This is a genomic window from Arthrobacter sp. P4_F10 (assembly GCF_056401435.1).
The window spans coordinates 131855-148243 of the sequence record NZ_JBFUJJ010000004.1; the positions used below are offsets into that span (position 1 = coordinate 131855).

Annotated in this window: 14 protein-coding genes; 6 read left to right on the forward strand and 8 right to left on the reverse strand. The window is 66.2% G+C overall.

Going from position 1 to position 16389, the window contains the following annotated elements:
• Positions 1-5: 5 nt before the first annotated feature.
• The 5 genes from treY to glmS form a co-directional block, all read right to left on the reverse strand.
• On the reverse strand, positions 6-2330 hold the full coding sequence (treY, locus tag AC1DR1_RS06685) for a malto-oligosyltrehalose synthase (protein WP_229992822.1): 2325 nt from the start codon (positions 2328-2330) through the stop codon (positions 6-8).
• Positions 2327-4735 carry a glycogen debranching protein GlgX gene (gene glgX / locus AC1DR1_RS06690; RefSeq protein ID WP_229992821.1) on the reverse strand — a complete coding sequence of 803 codons (2409 nt, stop codon included), beginning with the start codon at positions 4733-4735 and terminating at the stop codon, positions 2327-2329. The genes treY and glgX overlap by 4 nt, the downstream gene beginning before the upstream one ends.
• A 92-nt stretch (positions 4736-4827) precedes the next feature.
• Positions 4828-6354: an NAD(P)H-hydrate epimerase gene (locus tag AC1DR1_RS06695; protein ID WP_476992360.1), complete on the reverse strand. Its 1527-nt coding sequence runs from the start codon at positions 6352-6354 to the stop codon at positions 4828-4830.
• Between the two features lie 68 nt (positions 6355-6422).
• Positions 6423-6770, reverse strand: coding sequence for a holo-ACP synthase (locus AC1DR1_RS06700; RefSeq protein WP_018773713.1), 348 nt, complete (start codon positions 6768-6770; stop codon positions 6423-6425).
• Between the two features lie 4 nt (positions 6771-6774).
• Complete coding sequence (gene glmS / locus AC1DR1_RS06705) at positions 6775-8667, reverse strand: glutamine--fructose-6-phosphate transaminase (isomerizing) (protein ID WP_476992361.1); 1893 nt, start codon at positions 8665-8667, stop codon at positions 6775-6777.
• 146 nt (positions 8668-8813) lie between these two features.
• Here glmS and coaA point away from each other — a divergent pair, with 146 nt between their 5' ends.
• A complete protein-coding gene (gene coaA / locus AC1DR1_RS06710; protein WP_229992818.1) occupies positions 8814-9779 on the forward strand; it encodes a type I pantothenate kinase in 966 nt (321 codons plus the stop codon).
• Between the two features lie 5 nt (positions 9780-9784).
• Positions 9785-10717, forward strand: coding sequence for a M15 family metallopeptidase (locus AC1DR1_RS06715; RefSeq protein WP_476992362.1), 933 nt, complete (start codon positions 9785-9787; stop codon positions 10715-10717).
• 156 nt (positions 10718-10873) lie between these two features.
• On the opposite strand, the gene glmM is transcribed toward AC1DR1_RS06715, so the two are convergent.
• From glmM to rplM, 3 genes are all read right to left on the reverse strand, one after another.
• A complete protein-coding gene (gene glmM, locus AC1DR1_RS06720) occupies positions 10874-12235 on the reverse strand; it encodes a phosphoglucosamine mutase (protein WP_476992363.1) in 1362 nt (453 codons plus the stop codon).
• A gap of 200 nt (positions 12236-12435) precedes the next feature.
• Positions 12436-12945, reverse strand: a complete 510-nt coding sequence (gene rpsI, locus AC1DR1_RS06725) for a 30S ribosomal protein S9 (protein ID WP_018773707.1) — start codon at positions 12943-12945, stop codon at positions 12436-12438.
• Between the two features lie 36 nt (positions 12946-12981).
• A complete protein-coding gene (rplM, locus tag AC1DR1_RS06730) occupies positions 12982-13425 on the reverse strand; it encodes a 50S ribosomal protein L13 (RefSeq protein ID WP_015937805.1) in 444 nt (147 codons plus the stop codon).
• Positions 13426-13744: 319 nt separating this feature from the next.
• Here rplM and AC1DR1_RS06735 point away from each other — a divergent pair, with 319 nt between their 5' ends.
• The 4 genes from AC1DR1_RS06735 to AC1DR1_RS06750 all read left to right on the forward strand — a co-directional run bounded on the left by AC1DR1_RS06735 (position 13745) and on the right by AC1DR1_RS06750 (position 16388).
• Positions 13745-14443, forward strand: coding sequence for a prepilin peptidase (locus AC1DR1_RS06735; RefSeq protein WP_476992364.1), 699 nt, complete (start codon positions 13745-13747; stop codon positions 14441-14443).
• Between the two features lie 270 nt (positions 14444-14713).
• Positions 14714-14914: a Flp family type IVb pilin gene (locus AC1DR1_RS06740; protein ID WP_476992365.1), complete on the forward strand. Its 201-nt coding sequence runs from the start codon at positions 14714-14716 to the stop codon at positions 14912-14914.
• Between the two features lie 104 nt (positions 14915-15018).
• Positions 15019-15402 carry a TadE/TadG family type IV pilus assembly protein gene (locus tag AC1DR1_RS06745; protein ID WP_476992366.1) on the forward strand — a complete coding sequence of 128 codons (384 nt, stop codon included), beginning with the start codon at positions 15019-15021 and terminating at the stop codon, positions 15400-15402.
• On the forward strand, positions 15402-16388 hold the full coding sequence (locus tag AC1DR1_RS06750) for a pilus assembly protein TadG-related protein (protein ID WP_476992367.1): 987 nt from the start codon (positions 15402-15404) through the stop codon (positions 16386-16388). Before AC1DR1_RS06745 ends, AC1DR1_RS06750 begins: the two co-directional genes overlap by 1 nt.
• Position 16389 lies beyond the last annotated feature (1 nt).

Sequence of the window (16389 nt, forward strand, 5' to 3'; positions counted from 1 at the left end):
ACTGCTTAGGCGGTTGGCACCAGGAGGGCCACCGGGTAGTTCCGCAGGATCTCCCCCACGGGTACGGTGCCCGGACCGTGCGTGGAGCCGGTCAGTTCATCGGACATGGCCGCGGCCAGCACTATGGTCGTGTCCTGCCATCCGCCGCGCTGCTCCAGGCCGTGGGGCAGCCGGGTGGCGAGCGTCAGCGCGCCCGGGGCTGAGGGGGTTCCGCGGTCAAAGGCGAGGACATGCGCGGCGGCGCTGCCCGTGGCCGGGACCGGCGTGTACCCGGTGAACAGCTCCGGCCGGTCCCGCCGCAGGCGCAGGGCCCGCGAGGTGACGAGGAGTTTCGCTGTCTCGTCCAGGAACGACGCCGGACGCTCACCGGCGTCGAGCGCGGCGAGGGCGCGCCGTCGGGCGCCGAAGTTGAACGGCCGCCGGTTGTCCGGGTCGGTCAGCGAGCGGTCCCAGAATTCGGTGCCCTGGTAAACGTCCGGCACGCCGGGCATGGTGAGCTGCACGAGCTTGGCGCCGAGTGAGTTGACGGCCCCGTATGGCTCCAGCAGGGCCACGAGGGACTCGAGCTCTGCCGTCACCTCCGGGTTGTCGAAGGCGGCGTCGACGGCGGATGAAAGTTTCGCCTCGAAAGCCTCGTCCGGATCGATCCAGTTGGTCGAGTTCCCGGCCTCCCGGGCGGCTTTTTGTGCATAGGACTGCAGCCGGTCGCGGTCCGCGGGCCAGGCGCCCGCGATGGCCTGCCACAGCAGGTTTGCCAGCGGTCCGTCCGGCAGGGGCGCCAGCTTCTGCAGCCGCTGGAGGGAGGCCTGCCATTCCGGCGCGAGCTCCGCGAGGACCGAGATCCGGGCGCGGGTGTCCTCGCTGCGCTTGGTGTCGTGGGTGCTGAGGGTCGTCATGGACAACGGCAGACCGGCCTCGCGGCGGGCCATCCGGGTGTGGAATTCCTCCGGCGCCACGGCAAACTCGGTGGGATCGGCGCCGACTTCGGTCAGGGTGCCCAGCCGGGTGTAGCGGAAGAACGCGGTGTCTTCCACGCCCTTGGCCATGACCATCCCGGAGGTCTGCTGGAAGCGGATGCCCAGTTCGGCCTCCGCGTCGAGCAGGAGCGGCAGGAGCACGCCGACGGCGCCTTCGAGTTCGGGGCGGCGGCGGACAGCGAGTTCGCAGGCTTCCTTGAGGACGTCTGCACCCTCCGGCAGGTAGCTGCGGTAGACCGGGAACGCGGCGATGATCTCAGACAGCGCGTCCGCCGCGGCGCCCTCAGCCAGCCCTGCCCCGGCCGGGACCAGCCGTGCCAGGCGAAGCATTTCCGAGTGCAGGATTCCGTCCGTGATCCGTCGTTTGGTGCCGCGGATCATGTCGTCGTAATCTGCCGCGCCGCCGCGCAGTTCGGCGTCGAGCGCGTCGAGCGAGCCCTGGCCGGCGGCGTCGACGAACACCCTGTCCACGTCCGCGAGCGCGTCGTAGCCGGTGGTGCCCTCGCACTCGAAGCCGGCGGGCAGGGTCTCACCCGGTTCCAGGATCTTCTCGATGAGCAGGTAACTGCCGCCCGTGACCTCGCGCAGCCGGTGCAGGTATCCCTCCGGATCGGCGAGGCCGTCCGGGTGGTCGATCCGTAGCCCGTCGACGAGTTCTTCCCGGAACCACCGCACAACCTCTGCGTGGGCTTCATCGAAGACCTCGGGAAGCTCCACCCGGATTCCGGCCAGGCTGTTGACGGCAAAGAACCGGCGGTAGTTCAGGTCCGTGTCCGCCCGGCGCCAGCCGATCAGCTCGTAGTGCTGCCGGTCGTGGACCTCACGGGGGTCATCGGCAGTGGAGTCACCTGCGGTATATGTGCCCTCTGCAAGCGGAAAGCGGTGGTCGTAGTAGCGCAGTTCCCCGTCACGGATCTCAAGCGCGTCCACGTCCGTGTCTGCGCCCAGCACGGGGATCCGCACGCGGCCGCCGCCGAAGTCCCAGTCGACGTCGAACGCCTGCGCGTAGCGGGACTGCCGCCCCTCCTTCAGGAGCGACCACCACCACGGATTCTGGACCGGGGAAGCGACGCCGACATGGTTGGGCACGATGTCAACGAGCACGCCCATGCCGGCTTCCCGCGCGGCCGTCGACACCGCCAGCAGGCCTTCCGCGCCGCCCCGGTCCGGATCAATGACAGAGGGATCGGTGACGTCGTAACCGTGGTCCGAACCCCGCTCCGCCGTCAGGATCGGCGAAAGATAGATCCAGTCCACGCCCAGCGACTTCAGGTACGGAACGGTCTGCGCGGCGTCCTGCAGCGTAAAGCCGGGACGGATCTGCAGCCGGTACGTCGAGACCGGGGTCCTCATGAGGCCGGGCCCTTTTTGGACCGCGGCTTCTTGCCAGCCCTGGCCGGGGCGCGTTTGCCCGGGGCACGCTTCGCCGGAGCGGGCTCAGGCTCAGCCTGAGGCTCAGCCGCAGGGGCTGCCTCCGCCGGAGCCTCCTCGGCCGGCTCGGCCGGAGCCTCCTCGGCCGGCTCGGCCGGAGCGGCAGGAACCTCGGTAACCTTGGCAACCTGCTCAGCCGGCGCAGCGGTGACCGCTTCCGCGGGAGCTTCGGCCCGGGCCGCCAGGGAGGCTGCGGCGGAGTAGTCCACCTCCACCTCCGGGCCCGAGTAGGCGCGCAGCACCACGAGGGACTTTGCCGCCAGCTTCAGGACACTCCCGGCCTTGAGCGGCTGGCCGGTGTCCGCCGAGTCGGCGGTGTCCACGAGGAGATCCCAAAACGGCGTATATTCCTCGGCCGGGAGCAAGAAATCGACGCTGTCGTCATGGGCGTTGAACGCCAGCAGAAAACTGTCGTCGGTGATACGGCGTCCGCGCGAATCCTGTTCCTGGATGCCGTGGCCGTTATAGAACACGCCGATGGTCCGGCCGAATCCGCTGCCCCAGTCCTCCGGCAGCATTTCCTTGCCGTCGGTATTGAGCCAGACGATATCCGGCAGCTTCTCGCCCTCGCCACGGCGTACCGGGCGGCCGTCGAAGAAGCGGCTGCGCCGGAAGGTGGGGTGGTCGCGGCGGATCTTGTTGACCACGGCAGTGAACTCCACGAGCGGCTGGTCTATGGCGTCCCAGTGCACCCAGCTGAGTTCGGAGTCCTGGCAGTACGTGTTGTTGTTGCCCTGCTGGGTGCGGCCCAGCTCGTCGCCGTGCAGCAGCATCGGAACGCCCTGCGAGAGCAGCAGGGTGGCAATGAAGTTCCGCTGCTGGCGGGCGCGCAGCGTCAGCACGGCGTCGTCCTCGGTATCGCCTTCCGCGCCGCAGTTCCAGGAGCGGTTGTGCGATTCGCCGTCGTTGTTGCCTTCACCGTTGGCGTCGTTGTGCTTCTCGTTGTAAGACACGAGGTCGCGCATGGTGAAGCCGTCGTGGGCGGTGACGAAGTTGATGGATGCCACCGGACGCCGGGCAGAGCTCTCGTAGAGGTCGGCCGATCCGGTCAGGCGCGAGGCGAATTCGCCGAGCGTGGACGGTTCGCCGCGCCAGAAGTCACGGACGGTGTCGCGGTACTTGCCGTTCCACTCGGTCCACTGCGGCGGGAAGTTGCCCACCTGGTAGCCGCCGGGACCCACGTCCCACGGCTCGGCAATCAGCTTGACCTGGGAGACGATCGGGTCCTGCTGGATCAGTTCGAAGAAGGTAGAGAGCTTGTCGACGTCGTAAAACTCCCGCGCCAGGGTGGAGGCGAGGTCGAAGCGGAACCCGTCCACGTGCATTTCCGTCACCCAGTAGCGCAGGGAATCCATGAGCAGTTGGAGGGAGTGCGGGTGCCGGACGTTCAGCGAGTTGCCGGTGCCGGTGTAGTCCATGTAGTGCTTCAGGTCATCGTCCACCAGCCGGTAGTAGGCGGCGTTGTCGATGCCCTTGAAGGAAAGGGTGGGGCCCAGGTGGTTGCCCTCGGCCGTGTGGTTGTAGACCACGTCCAGGATCACTTCCATGCCGGCCTTGTGCAGCTCGCGGACCATGGCCTTGAATTCCTGGACCTGGTGCCCGACGTCTCCGGAGGAGCTGTAGGTGTTCTGCGGGGCGAAGAAGCCGATGGTGTTGTAGCCCCAGTAGTTGTTGAGGCCCTTCTCCACGAGGGTGCCGTCGTTGACGAACTGGTGCACGGGCATCAGTTCCACAGCGGTAACGCCGAGTTTCTTGAGGTGCTCCACGACGGCGGGGTGTGACACGCCCGCGTAGGTGCCGCGCTGCTCCTCCGGGACCTCCGGGTGCAGCTCGGTCAGGCCCTTGACATGGGCTTCATAGATGACGGACTCGTGGTACGGGATGCGCAGCTGGCGGTCGCCGTCCCAGTCAAAGAACGGGTTGATGACCACGCCGTGCATGGTGTGCGGAGCTGAATCGGCGTCATTGCGGGACGCGGGGTCCCCGAAGTTATAGGAGAAGAGCGCGGGGTCCCAGTCGATCTGGCCCTGGATAGCTTTGGCATACGGGTCCATCAGCAGCTTGTTCGCATTGAACCGGTTGCCTTTGTCCGGCGCGTAGGGTCCGTGGACACGGTAGCCGTACTTCTGGCCGGGCTGGACCTGCGGCAGGTAGCAGTGCCAGACATAGCCGTCCACCTCGGTCAGTTCGATCCGGGTTTCGGACAGGTCGTCAGCCAGGAGGCACAGTTCCACGCGCTCGGCGCGTTCGCTGAACAGGGCAAAGTTGGTGCCAGTGCCGTCAAAAGTGGCTCCCAGCGGGTAAGCCGTTCCGGGCCAGACTTCCATGTGTACTCCTCGTGCGTGACGAATTATTCTCTAGACAGACTACTTGTAAGTAGGGTTAGCATTTGTTCGGGCGCACTGAGCGCGGCCGTTTATTACAGTTCCCGCATCACCTCCGGAACGGCACCGGCGATGGCCGTTGCGGTCACCGGTCCCCCTCGGGAGGCCAGGACTCCGGCGCGGCCGTGGAGGCTGGCTGCCATCGCCGCGATCGCCGCCCATCTGGCGTCGGGATCGATGTCGTGTCCACCGAAGCGCCCGACGTCGGCACCCAACTGGGCCAGCAGCCCACCGACAACTCCTGCCAGGACATCGCCGCTGCCTGCCGTGGCGAGCCAGGGCGTGCCTTCGGCCTGGCTGAAGAAGTCCTGGAAGGGGGAGGCCACGAGGGTCGTGGCGCCCTTGAGCAGCACCGTGGCTTCGGTCAGGCCCGCAGCCACCCGCACCGCGCTGAGCGTGGATGCCTCTACCGCGGAGCGCTCTGATGCGACCCCGAGGCGCTGAAGCAACGCCGACAGTTCGCCAGCGTGGGGTGTCAGGATCACTTGCGGGGCCAGCACGTCGGGCAGGGCCGGCAGCGCGCCGGCGTCGGCGATCGTCGGCAGGCCCGAGTCTGCGGCGTCGCGGGCGCGCTGCAACTGCTGCTCATTGGAGTCATCCAGCCCGCAGCCCACGAGCCAGGCCTGAACGTGCGTCTCGGCCACGGTGCCGTCGCTGCACACGACTTCGGGGCAGGCCTGCCGGACGAGGTCGGCGACGTCCGGCGGCCCAAGGTAACGCACCATGCCGACGCCGGCGGCCAGGGCACCCTTGCAGGCCAGCACGGCGGCGCCGGGATATGCGCCGGAGCCTGCGACCACGCCAAGCACCCCCCTGGAGTATTTGTGCGCCCGCCGCTCCGGGCGTGGCAGCAGTGCGGAAAGGTCTCCGGCCTCAAGCCGTCGCAGGGCCGGCCATGGCAGCGCTCCTTCGATGCCGATCGGAATGACCTGCACGCGGCCCGCGAAGTCGGCGCCGGGGTCTGCCAGCAGGCCTGCCTTGGCGGCACCAAAGGTCACCGTCATGTCGGCGGTCAGCACCGGCGCGTGTGCCTCCCCGGTGTCCGCGTCGACGCCGCTGGGGATGTCGCAGGCCACCACGAGGGCCGGCCGGGAGCGCTCCAGCGCCGCGACCAGTTCTGCGGCCGGCCCCCGCAGCCCACCCTGCGCTCCGGTCCCGAGGACCGCGTCGATCACGACGTCGGCGCCGCCGGCCATCGCGGCGAGTTCGGCCACGTTGTCCCCGGTGAGGGCCACGGCATGCCCGCCCGCCTTCCGGAACGCCGCCAGCCCGGCGTCGTGGGCCGCGCCGGCGGTGAGCACCGCCGTCGTCCGCATGCCGCGGCGGGCCAGCAGCGCGGCGGCGAAGAGCCCGTCCCCGCCGTTGTTGCCCTTGCCCGCCAGCACGGCCACGCTGGAGCCGTACAGCCGCTGCCCGCGCCCGCGCAGGCCGCTGATGACAGCGTTGGCGAGGCCGTAGGCGGCCCGCTGCATGAGAACAGCGCCCGCACCGGAACCCAAGGTGTCGTCGAGAAATGGCTTCTCGGCGTCTCGTACCTGGGTTCCGGTGTAGGCGCTGATCATGGTTTCAGTCCATTCGCGGTCGCTGGGAAATGCCTGGCGCTCAGGCCGGTTCGGCCTGGACGGCTCTCTCAGCCTTCGGCGACAACTGTCGCGGTGGCAATCCCGCCGTCGTGGCTCATGGACAAGTGCCAGCGCTTGACGCCCTTCGACTCCGCCACAGCCAGCACGGTGCCTTTGACCTGCACGGTGGGACCGTTCTGGTCCAGCCCGATCCAGCAGTCCTGCCAGTTCATGCCGGCCGGCGCCCCCAGCACCTTGGCAACGGCCTCCTTGGCCGCAAACCGCGCGGCGAGGGAGCGCGTGTTCAGTTCCCGTTCGGCGGGGACGAACAGCCTGTCGCGCAGCCCGGGGGTGCGCTCGAGCTGCCGGCCGAACCGCTCAATGTCTACGACGTCTACGCCAATGCCAACGATCATGGCGTTATTCTACGGTCACGCTCTTGGCCAGGTTGCGCGGCTGATCCACGTCATAGCCCTTGGCCGAGGCGAGTGCGAGGGCGAAGATCTGCAGCGGAACCGTTGCGAGCAGCGGTGCCAGGAGCGTGGGGGTCTCCGGGATGTAGAAGACGTGCTCGGCGTATGCCTTCACAGCCTCGTCCCCTTCCTCCGCGATCACGATCGTCCGGGCACCGCGGGCACGGACTTCCTGGATGTTGGAGACCACCTTGGCGTGCAGCGAGTCGCGGCCACGCGGAGACGGGACCACCACGAAGACGGGCTGGCCTTCCTCGATCAGGGCGATCGGGCCGTGCTTGAGCTCGCCGGCTGCGAAGCCCTCGGCGTGGATGTACGCGAGCTCCTTGAGCTTCAGCGCACCTTCCATCGCCACCGGGAACCCGACGTGGCGGCCCAGGAACAGCACGGACTTGGCGTCAACCATGGACCGGCCGAGTTCCTTGATCTCGGCCTCGTTGTCGAGGATGCGCTGGATCTTGGCGGGAATCTTGCCCAGGTCTGCCAGGATGTCCTTGATCTCGCCCTGGAACTTGTTGCCGCGCAGCTGTGCCAAATAAAGGCCCAGCAGGTAGGCGGCCGTGATCTGGGCCAGGAACGCCTTGGTCGAGGCGACGGCGATCTCCGGTCCGGCGTGCGTGTAGAGCACGGCGTCCGATTCCCGCGGGATGGTGGACCCGTTGGTGTTGCAGATGGAGACCGTCTTGGCGCCCTGCTCCTTGGCGTAGCGGACCGCCATGAGGGTGTCCATGGTCTCGCCGGACTGGGAGATGGAGACAATCAGGGTGTTCTCGTCCACGATCGGATCCCGGTAGCGGAATTCGTGCGAGAGTTCGACCTCGGTGGGGATCCGGCACCAGTGCTCAATGGCGTATTTCGCAACCTGGCCGGCGTAGGCGGAGGTGCCGCAGGCCAGGACGATGATTTTGTCGACGTTCTTGAGCAGCTGCGGATCGACACGGAGCTCATCAAGCGTCAGCTTGCCGTGGATGTCGGAGCGCCCCAGCAAGGTCTGCAGCACGGCGTCCGGCTGGTCGTGGATTTCCTTTTCCATGAAGGACGGGAAGCCGCCCTTCTCGGCAGAGGCAGGGTCCCAGTTGACGTGGTATTCCTTGCCCTCGGCGGGGGCGCCGTAGAAGTCCGTGATCTCCACGGAGTCAGCGGTGATCGTGACGATCTGGTCCTGGCCGAGTTCCACGGCGCGCCTGGTGTAGTCGATAAAGCCGGAGACGTCGGAGCCGAGGAAGTTCTCGCCTTCGCCGAGGCCGACGACGAGCGGGGAGTTCCGGCGGGCCGCGACCACCACGTCAGGCTGGTCGGCATGGACGGCGAGGAGCGTGAACGCGCCCTCGAGCCGCTGGCAGGCGAGCTGCATGGCCAGGGTGAGGCCGCCATTGGTGGCGTCACCGCCCAGCTGGTTCCGGTAGATGTCCCCGAGCAGGGCAGCCGCTACTTCGGTGTCGGTCTCGGACTCGAATATGACGCCCTTGCGCTGGAGTTCCAGTTTGAGCTCGGCGAAGTTCTCGATGATGCCGTTGTGGATCAGGGCCAGCTTGCCGCCGTCGGACAGGTGCGGGTGCGCGTTCTGGTCCGTCGGGCCGCCGTGTGTGGCCCAGCGCGTGTGGCCGATTCCCGTGAGGGATTCCGGCAGCGGGCGGGTGTCCAGTTCCGCGATGAGGTTGCTCAGTTTGCCCGACTTCTTCCGGGACGAAATGGTGCCGTCGGCAACCACCGCAATGCCCGCGGAGTCGTAGCCCCGGTACTCCAAGCGCCGCAATCCTTCAAGGACAACGTCCAAGGCATTGTGTCCAGCATTTACCCGGCCATCTGAGTGGCCCACATATCCAACGATTCCACACATGGTCATAAGCCTAGCGGGTTTCCGGGAGGGAGGACGTGGGACGGCGGCGCGCGGGCGCCCCGGCGCGGGGGCTGGTGAGGGCCTGCCCGGGCTCCCACCGGCCAGTCCATTTCGCTCTCGGCGCTGGGAAGGGCAGAATCTCTAGGGTGACTTTGCAACGCAATGAAGCGAACGGGGAAGGTGTCTCCCCATTCGTGGAGCTGGACCGGCAGACCTGGTCCCGGCTCGCTGCCCAGATGGAACAGCCCCTTAATGAAGAGGATGTGTTCCGCCTTCGCGGACTCGGGGACCCCCTCGACATCAAGGAAGTGCGCGAGGTCTACCTGCCGCTGTCCCGGCTCCTGCACCTTTACGTGGAAGCCGCGGGCCAGCTTCACTCAGCCACCACCACCTTCCTCGGCGAAACCACACAGCGCACGCCGTTCGTCATCGGCGTGGCCGGTTCGGTGGCCGTGGGCAAGTCCACCATCGCCCGCGTCCTGCGGGAAATGCTCCGCCGCTGGCCGGGCACCCCCAACGTGGAGCTCATCACCACGGATGGATTCCTCTACCCGCTCGCCGAGCTCAAGCGCCGGCAACTGCTGGAACGCAAGGGTTTCCCGGAGTCGTACGACCGCCGCGCCCTGCTGCGCTTTGTGAGCGAGATCAAGGGCGGCGCCGAGGAAGTCCGTGCCCCCTGGTATTCCCACGTCACCTACGACATCGTCCCCGGCAAGGAAGTGGTGGTGCGCCGGCCGGACGTGCTGATCGTCGAGGGACTGAACGTCCTGGCGCCGGCCCGGCCGCGGCAGGACGGCAGGCAGGGCCTGGCCTTGAGCGACTTCTTCGACTTCTCCATCTACGTCGACGCGAAAACCTCGTATATCGAGGAGTGGTACGTGGACCGGTTCCGCAAACTGCGGACCACGGCCTTCGCCCAGCCGGAATCATACTTCCACCGCTACGCAACACTCTCCGATACCGAGGCCGAACAAACCGCGCGTGAGATCTGGAAGCGCATCAACGAGCCCAACCTCGAGGAGAACGTCCTCCCGACCCGGGGCCGCGCGCAACTGGTCCTGACCAAGGACGCCGACCACTCCATCCGCCGGATGCTGCTGAGGAAGGTCTAGCACAGATGTGCTACGACAACGCGGACGGAGCGTTCGGGCGGCAGCCTGCCAGCCCGGATTCGCCGAGCCGCCGGGCCTTCAGCCGCCTCCTGCTGGCAGGCACCGGCCTCGCGGCGCTCTCAGCCTGCACCCCGGCCCAGTCCTTCACGCCGTCCGGCACGCCGGGGCCGACGCCGGACCCGACCCCGGGCATGGGCAGTGCGACGCCGGCAGCAGCCGCCGCGGCGTCTGGCCCGCCGGCCAGCTCACCATCTGCGACCCCGGCGCCCGCGGCGGCGGCGGCTGTCCCGCCGTCGGCCGCGGCACCCCCTCCCTCGGCCGCGGCGCCGGGGCCGCAGCATTCACTCACGGACCCCACCAGTGCCTGGGTGATCGTCAACAAGCACCGGCCGCTGGCCCCCGCCACCTTTGTGCCGCCGGATCTGGTCCGGCCGGCCGTCCGCCTGGCCACCTCCGGCGAGGCGGCACTGCTGAACAGCACGACGGCGGCCGCGGCGGAGAAGATGTTCGCGGCGGCGGCAGGGGATGGCGTCATCATCACCCTGGCCAGCGGGTACCGTTCATTCGCGACGCAGACGGCGACCTACGGCAGTTGGGTTCGCGCGCAAGGGCAGGCCGGGGCCGACACTGCCTCCGCACGGCCGGGCTATTCCGAGCACCAGACGGGCTGGGCGTTCGACATTGGCGATGGCAGCGGCGCAGACGCTTTTACCCCACAGTTCAAGGACCGGCCGGCGGCAATCTGGGCGAAGGCGAACGCCCACCGCTTCGGCTTCGTGGTCCGCTACCCGTGGATGCTGCACGAAATCACCGGCTATTTCTACGAGCCATGGCATCTGCGCTACATCGGTACCGCGGCGGCCACGGACATGTCCGCCCGCGGGATCGGCACGCTGGAACAGTACTTCGGTCTGGAGCCGGCGCCGGCGTACTTGTAAGGCGTCAGCGGCCTGCGCGGATTTTCCCCACCTTTGCCACCACGACGACGGGACACCCCGGCGCAATCGGCCGACACGCCGTCGGGCGCCCTCGTAGGTGGGGAAAACCGGCGGCGCCGGCCACAGGGACCGGCCGACGGAACCGTTTGAGTCTGGCTATTCGGCCACAAGCTCCAGGGCCAGTTCGGTCCGTACCACTTGAGCCAGCCGCTCGGCGACGCCCTGGGCGGTCTTGTGGTCTCCGGCCTCCACCATCACACGTACCACCGGCTCGGTGCCGGAGGGACGCAACAGGACGCGTCCGGTGTCGCCGAGTTCGGCTTCGGCGATCGACACGGCTGCAGCCACCACTTCATCGCCCTTCACCCGGCTACGGTCCACGCCCTTGACGTTGATGAGGACCTGGGGCAGCTTGGTCATCACCGTGGACAGTTCCTTGAGGGGGCGCCCGGTGAGGGCCACCTGGGCCGCAATCTGCAGCCCGGTCAGCACGCCGTCGCCGGTGGTGGCGTGGTCGGCAAAAATCACATGCCCGGACTGCTCGCCGCCAAGGCTGAAGCCGCCGTTGCGCATTTCCTCGAGGACGTAGCGGTCCCCCACGCCGGTTTCACGTAGGCTGATCCCGGCGTCGCGCAGGGCGAGCTTCAGGCCGAGGTTGCTCATGACTGTGGCCACCAGGACATCGTCCTTGAGCTTTCCGGAGGCCTTGAGGGCTATGGCCAGGATGGCCATGATCTGGTCGCCGTCCACCTCGTTGCCTTCGTGGTCCACCGCGAGGCAACGGTCGGCGTCGCCGTCGTGGGCGATACCGAGGTCCGCCCCGTGGTCCAGCACGGCCCGCTTGAGCGGGCCAAGGTGGGTGGAGCCCACCCCTTCGTTGATGTTGAGTCCGTCCGGTTCGGCGCCAATGACGATCACGCTGGCGCCGGCGTCCTTGAAGACCTGCGGGGAACAGCCGCTAGCTGCGCCGTGGGCGCAGTCGAGCACCACTTTCAGGCCGTCCAGGCGGTGCGGGAGCGTGCCGAGCAGGTGCACGATGTAGCGGTCCTCGGCGTCGGAGAAGCGCTGGATCCGTCCTACCTCGCCGCCCACTGGCCGGAAGGGCTCCTTGGCGAGCTGCACTTCGATGGCGTCCTCGACGTCGTCGGGCAGCTTCTGGCCGCCACGGGCGAAGAATTTGATGCCATTGTCAGGCGCAGGGTTGTGGGAGGCCGAGATCATGACGCCGAAGTCGGCGCCGAGGTCCGCCACGAGGTAGGCGGCAGCCGGGGTGGGGAGAACTCCGGCGTCGTAGACGTCGATTCCCGAGCTTGAGAGGCCGGCCTCCACGGCGGCCGCGAGGAACTCGCCACTGGCCCTCGGGTCGCGTGCAACCACGGCGATCGGCCGCTTCCCGGTCGTGTTGCGGTCATGGCCCAGCACGACGGCGGCGGCCTGGGCCAGCTGCAACGCGAGCTCGGCGGTCAGCAACCCGTTCGCCAGGCCGCGGACTCCATCGGTTCCAAATAATCTAGACATCGGACCAAGTTTAGTCGATGGCCGGAGCAAGTCCGGCCTTAACGGCGAAAGCCCGCCCCGCCGGGTGGCGGAACGGGCTTTCGTGCAAGCGCCAAAAGCGCTTGGAAGCGGGATTAGCGCTTGTGAATCCGAGCGCTAAAAAGCGCCGAGGGCCCCAATCGCCGGTCGCGCCAGCGGCCGACGATTGGGTAGGCGCATTTTTAGCGCTTGGAGTACTGCTGAGCCTTACGGGCCTTCTTGAGACCGGCCTTCTTACGCTCGATGACGCGGGCGTCACGGCGCAGGTAACCGGCCTTCTTCAGGGTGGCGCGGTTGTTCTCGGTGTCGATCTCGTTCAGTGAACGGGCGATGCCGAGGCGCAGGGCACCGGCCTGGCCGGAGATGCCGCCACCGTGGATGCGGGCGATGACGTCGTAGGCGCCGTCAAGATCGAGGATCTTGAAGGGCTCGTTGACGTCCTGCTGGTGCAGCTTGTTCGGGAAGTAGTTCGCCAGCTCGCGGCCGTTGATGGTCCACTTGCCGGAGCCCGGCACAACGCGAACGCGTGCAACGGCTTCCTTACGACGGCCAACTGCAGCGCCGGCAACGGTCAGTGCCGGGCGTTCCTTCTTCGGCGCAGCTGCTTCCGCAGCACCGCTCTCCGAGGTGTAGCTGGTCAGGTTTTCCTCAGCCTCAACGGCTTCGGTGGTCAGTTCTTCGTTCTGAGCCACGATTCTCCTTGATAAAAAGTTGGTTGGTGGCCAGGACTACTGGGCGACCTGGGTGATTTCGAAAGTCTTGGGCTGCTGGGCGGCGTGGGGGTGCTCTGCACCGCGGTACACCTTCAGCTTGCCCAGCTGCTGTGCAGCGAGGGAGTTCTTCGGGAGCATGCCCTTGATGGCCTTCTCCACGGCGCGAACCGGGTTGGACTCAAGCAGCTCCGCGTAGTTGACGGAGGTCAGGCCGCCCGGGTAACCGGAGTGGCGGTATGCGCGCTTCTGCTCCAGCTTGGCGCCGGTGAGGGCAACCTTTTCAGCGTTGATGATGATGACGAAGTCGCCCATGTCCATGTGGGACGCAAAGGTGGCCTTGTGCTTGCCGCGCAGCAGGATTGCGGTCTGGCTGGCAAGACGACCAAGGACAACGTCGGTGGCGTCAATGACGTGCCACTGGCGGTTGATATCGCCGGGCTTCGGGGTGTACGTACGCACGGTGTTTGCCTCGTTCTTGTTCTGGCGTTCTTGTTTTAGGCGTCACTCTTACGGTGCACCTACTATCTATGCGCTACCGGAACAGAGGTGAGGGCTCTATGTAACCAGTCATCCTGAAGTCTCGAATGTGCACGTTGAGTAGCTATCCTGCAACCGGATTCTCAAGCGGGCACGCACCATCGAGATAGGACACGCACAACGACTACCAAGAATAGCCGATCGCGGCCTCTTGGGTCAAAATGGGGTGTCCGGATGCATCCTGTCTGCTCTCTGTTTCGCAGACTGCCCCGTGCCGGCCCGTCGCATCCTTGGAGGAACAGTGTCCGATCCCGCCGCCGGCTCCATCTCCCTGCTGCTCGCACAACCGGCCGGATCACTCACCGGGGTCCTGTTCATAGCCGGCGTTGGCCTCGCGGGCGCATGCCTGTCCCTGTTGGCCGAGCTCCTCATCCGGCGCGCACTCCCCCGCCTGGGCGGACCACTGACAGTACGCATAAGACTTACGACGGCGGCGGCCACCTTCGCGTTGTCCGCCCTGCTGGCCTGGCGCTTTGGGCTCTCCCCCGAGCTCCCCGCGTACGTCCTGCTGGCCGTGGCCGGCGTGCAGCTGGCGCGGATCGACCTGCAGCACCACTTGCTGCCTAACCGGATGGTCCTCCCCCTATTAGGGGCCGGAATTGTGCTACTCGGGGCCGCCGCGGGAGTGTCCGGCGAGGCAGGTAGCCTGCTACGCGGGGTCGCCGGCGCCTCAATAATGTTCGTTTTGTACCTTTTTCTCGCTCTGACCAGCCGAAACGGCCTCGGAATGGGCGATGTGAAGCTTGCGGCACCACTTGGCCTGTACTTGGGCTACTTAGGCTGGTCCCACTTGTTCTACGGCGGCGCCCTGGGATTCGTCGCAGGTGGCGTCGCCTCCCTGCTCCTGGTCCTCAAAAACCGCGGAAACAAGCCGAAAGAAGTGCCCTACGGCCCCTCGATGCTTGCTGCCGGCCTGGCCATCATCCTGCTGCTCCCCTAAGTGGTCTCCGCCTTCACCCGGGCGCGCATTAAGTAAGACGGCTTATCAAACCAAGTAGTGGAAGCCCCACCCCAACTTAGAAACTGAGTACACCCCCGTTTGAGGGCAGGTGATACCCATTTTTTCCCTCCAAAAGTCGAGTATCGGACATCATTGCCGCGCCGTTTGTGGCCGTGCAAATGTTGTCTCAACGAAGCTCCAGCAAATAAGCAATCGGGGATTTACTGGAAATTCGTTCATTACTCAAAACTCTGGAAAAGGACAAATAAAATGACTGGTCTCATGGTCTCAATGCTCGCTTTTGTTGCCGGCGTCAAGAACAAGCTCGAATCTGAAAAGGGCGCGACCGCCACGGAATATGGTCTGCTCGTGGGTCTCATCGCCATCATCCTCGTCGGAGGCGTCGGCCTCTTCGGCGGCGCCCTGAACGCCTTCTTCCTCCGGCTCCAAGGCGTTGTCGCGGGCTGGTAGACCGCCCTTTTCATCAGGTCTCAGCATCAAAGAGTGCCGCGTCCGCCAAGCGCGGACGCGGCACTTTCCATTAGTTCCAGCGTCACTTTCCTCGGGGGGAAACCGTGAAACGCAACAGAATCAAGCCGGGGCGGGAGCGCGGCGCCGTCGCCGTGGAGTTCGCCCTCGTGGCGCCCATCCTCCTGGGCATCGTCGTAGCGATCGTGGAGTTTTCGAGTATCTACAATCTCCAGATCTCGGTGACCCAGGCGGCACGTGAGGCAGCCCGCGAAATGGCAGTCACCAACAATGCAGGCCTGGCCGCAGCCAAGGGGGTAGCCGGGGCCCCGGGAGTCGCCATTGCTCCGGGGAACTTCGCCTTCTCCGGAGCCTGCACTCCAGGGGCCACCGTCACTGCCACAGTCAATCTCACGCGGCCGGCCCTCACGGGCTTCTTCGGCCCGACGGTAACAGTCACCGGACAAGGGGCCATGCGATGCGAGCGCTAATGAAGGGCGGGCAGCACCCGGACAACGAACAAGGCGCAGCGGGCGTTCTCGTCGCCGTGATGATGCTCGTCCTCATCGGCGTCGGCGCCATCGCCGTAGACGTCGGCCAGATCTACGCGGAACGGGCCGAACTGCAGAGCGCAGCAGACGCCGGCGCCCTCGCGGGTGCACAGATCTGCTCCGAAACGGGAGGCTGCGCCCAGGGCGACGCGAACGCCGTCGCCGCCTTGCTGGCCAACCAAAATTCCAAGGACGGAGTCTCCAGGGTCCGTTTCGTTGACCTCAGCGTTGCCGGCGAAGTGACAGTCAGTACGTCGACAATTAACGGTTCCAACGGCTCCGGTTTCCTGAGCAAGCTTTTTGCCAACGCACTGAGCACGCCCGACGTCAGCGTTGGGGCAACGGCTACCGCGAAATGGGAATATCCGACTCGGGGCCGCAGCATACTTCCGCTGACCTTTGCGCCGTGCGAGTTCATCGATGACGGTCTCCCCCACAAAATCCTGACCCAGGGCGGTGGTGGCGGAGCCGTTGACTGCAACGGTCGAAACCCTTCCAACCAGATCATCCCGGGTGGCTTCGCCTGGCTGAACCCGGATAGCAGTACCGGCTGCGTGGTGACCGCGGCAATTGGTCAGTGGAGCAAGACCAGTGCCGGCGCATCAGTGCCCAACGGCTGCGACGCCCTCTTCAACAGCACCCTCGTCGGGGAGACCGTTGCAATTCCGGTGTACTCCTACACCTGCAAAGACATGTTCTCGCCCTGCAGCGGCAGCAACGTGCAGTACATGATCGTGAAATGGGCGGGTTTCGAAGTCCAGGGTTGGAAATTTCCTGGCAACTCCTATGATCCCACCAACGTCTTTACTACGAGCCAAAAAGGCCTTTATGGCACATTTGTCGGATATTTCGCTGATCCGGGTGTATTCACGGGTGGTTCTTCCACTCCTACCGGAAACATCAAGATTCTCGGTCTCATTAAATAAA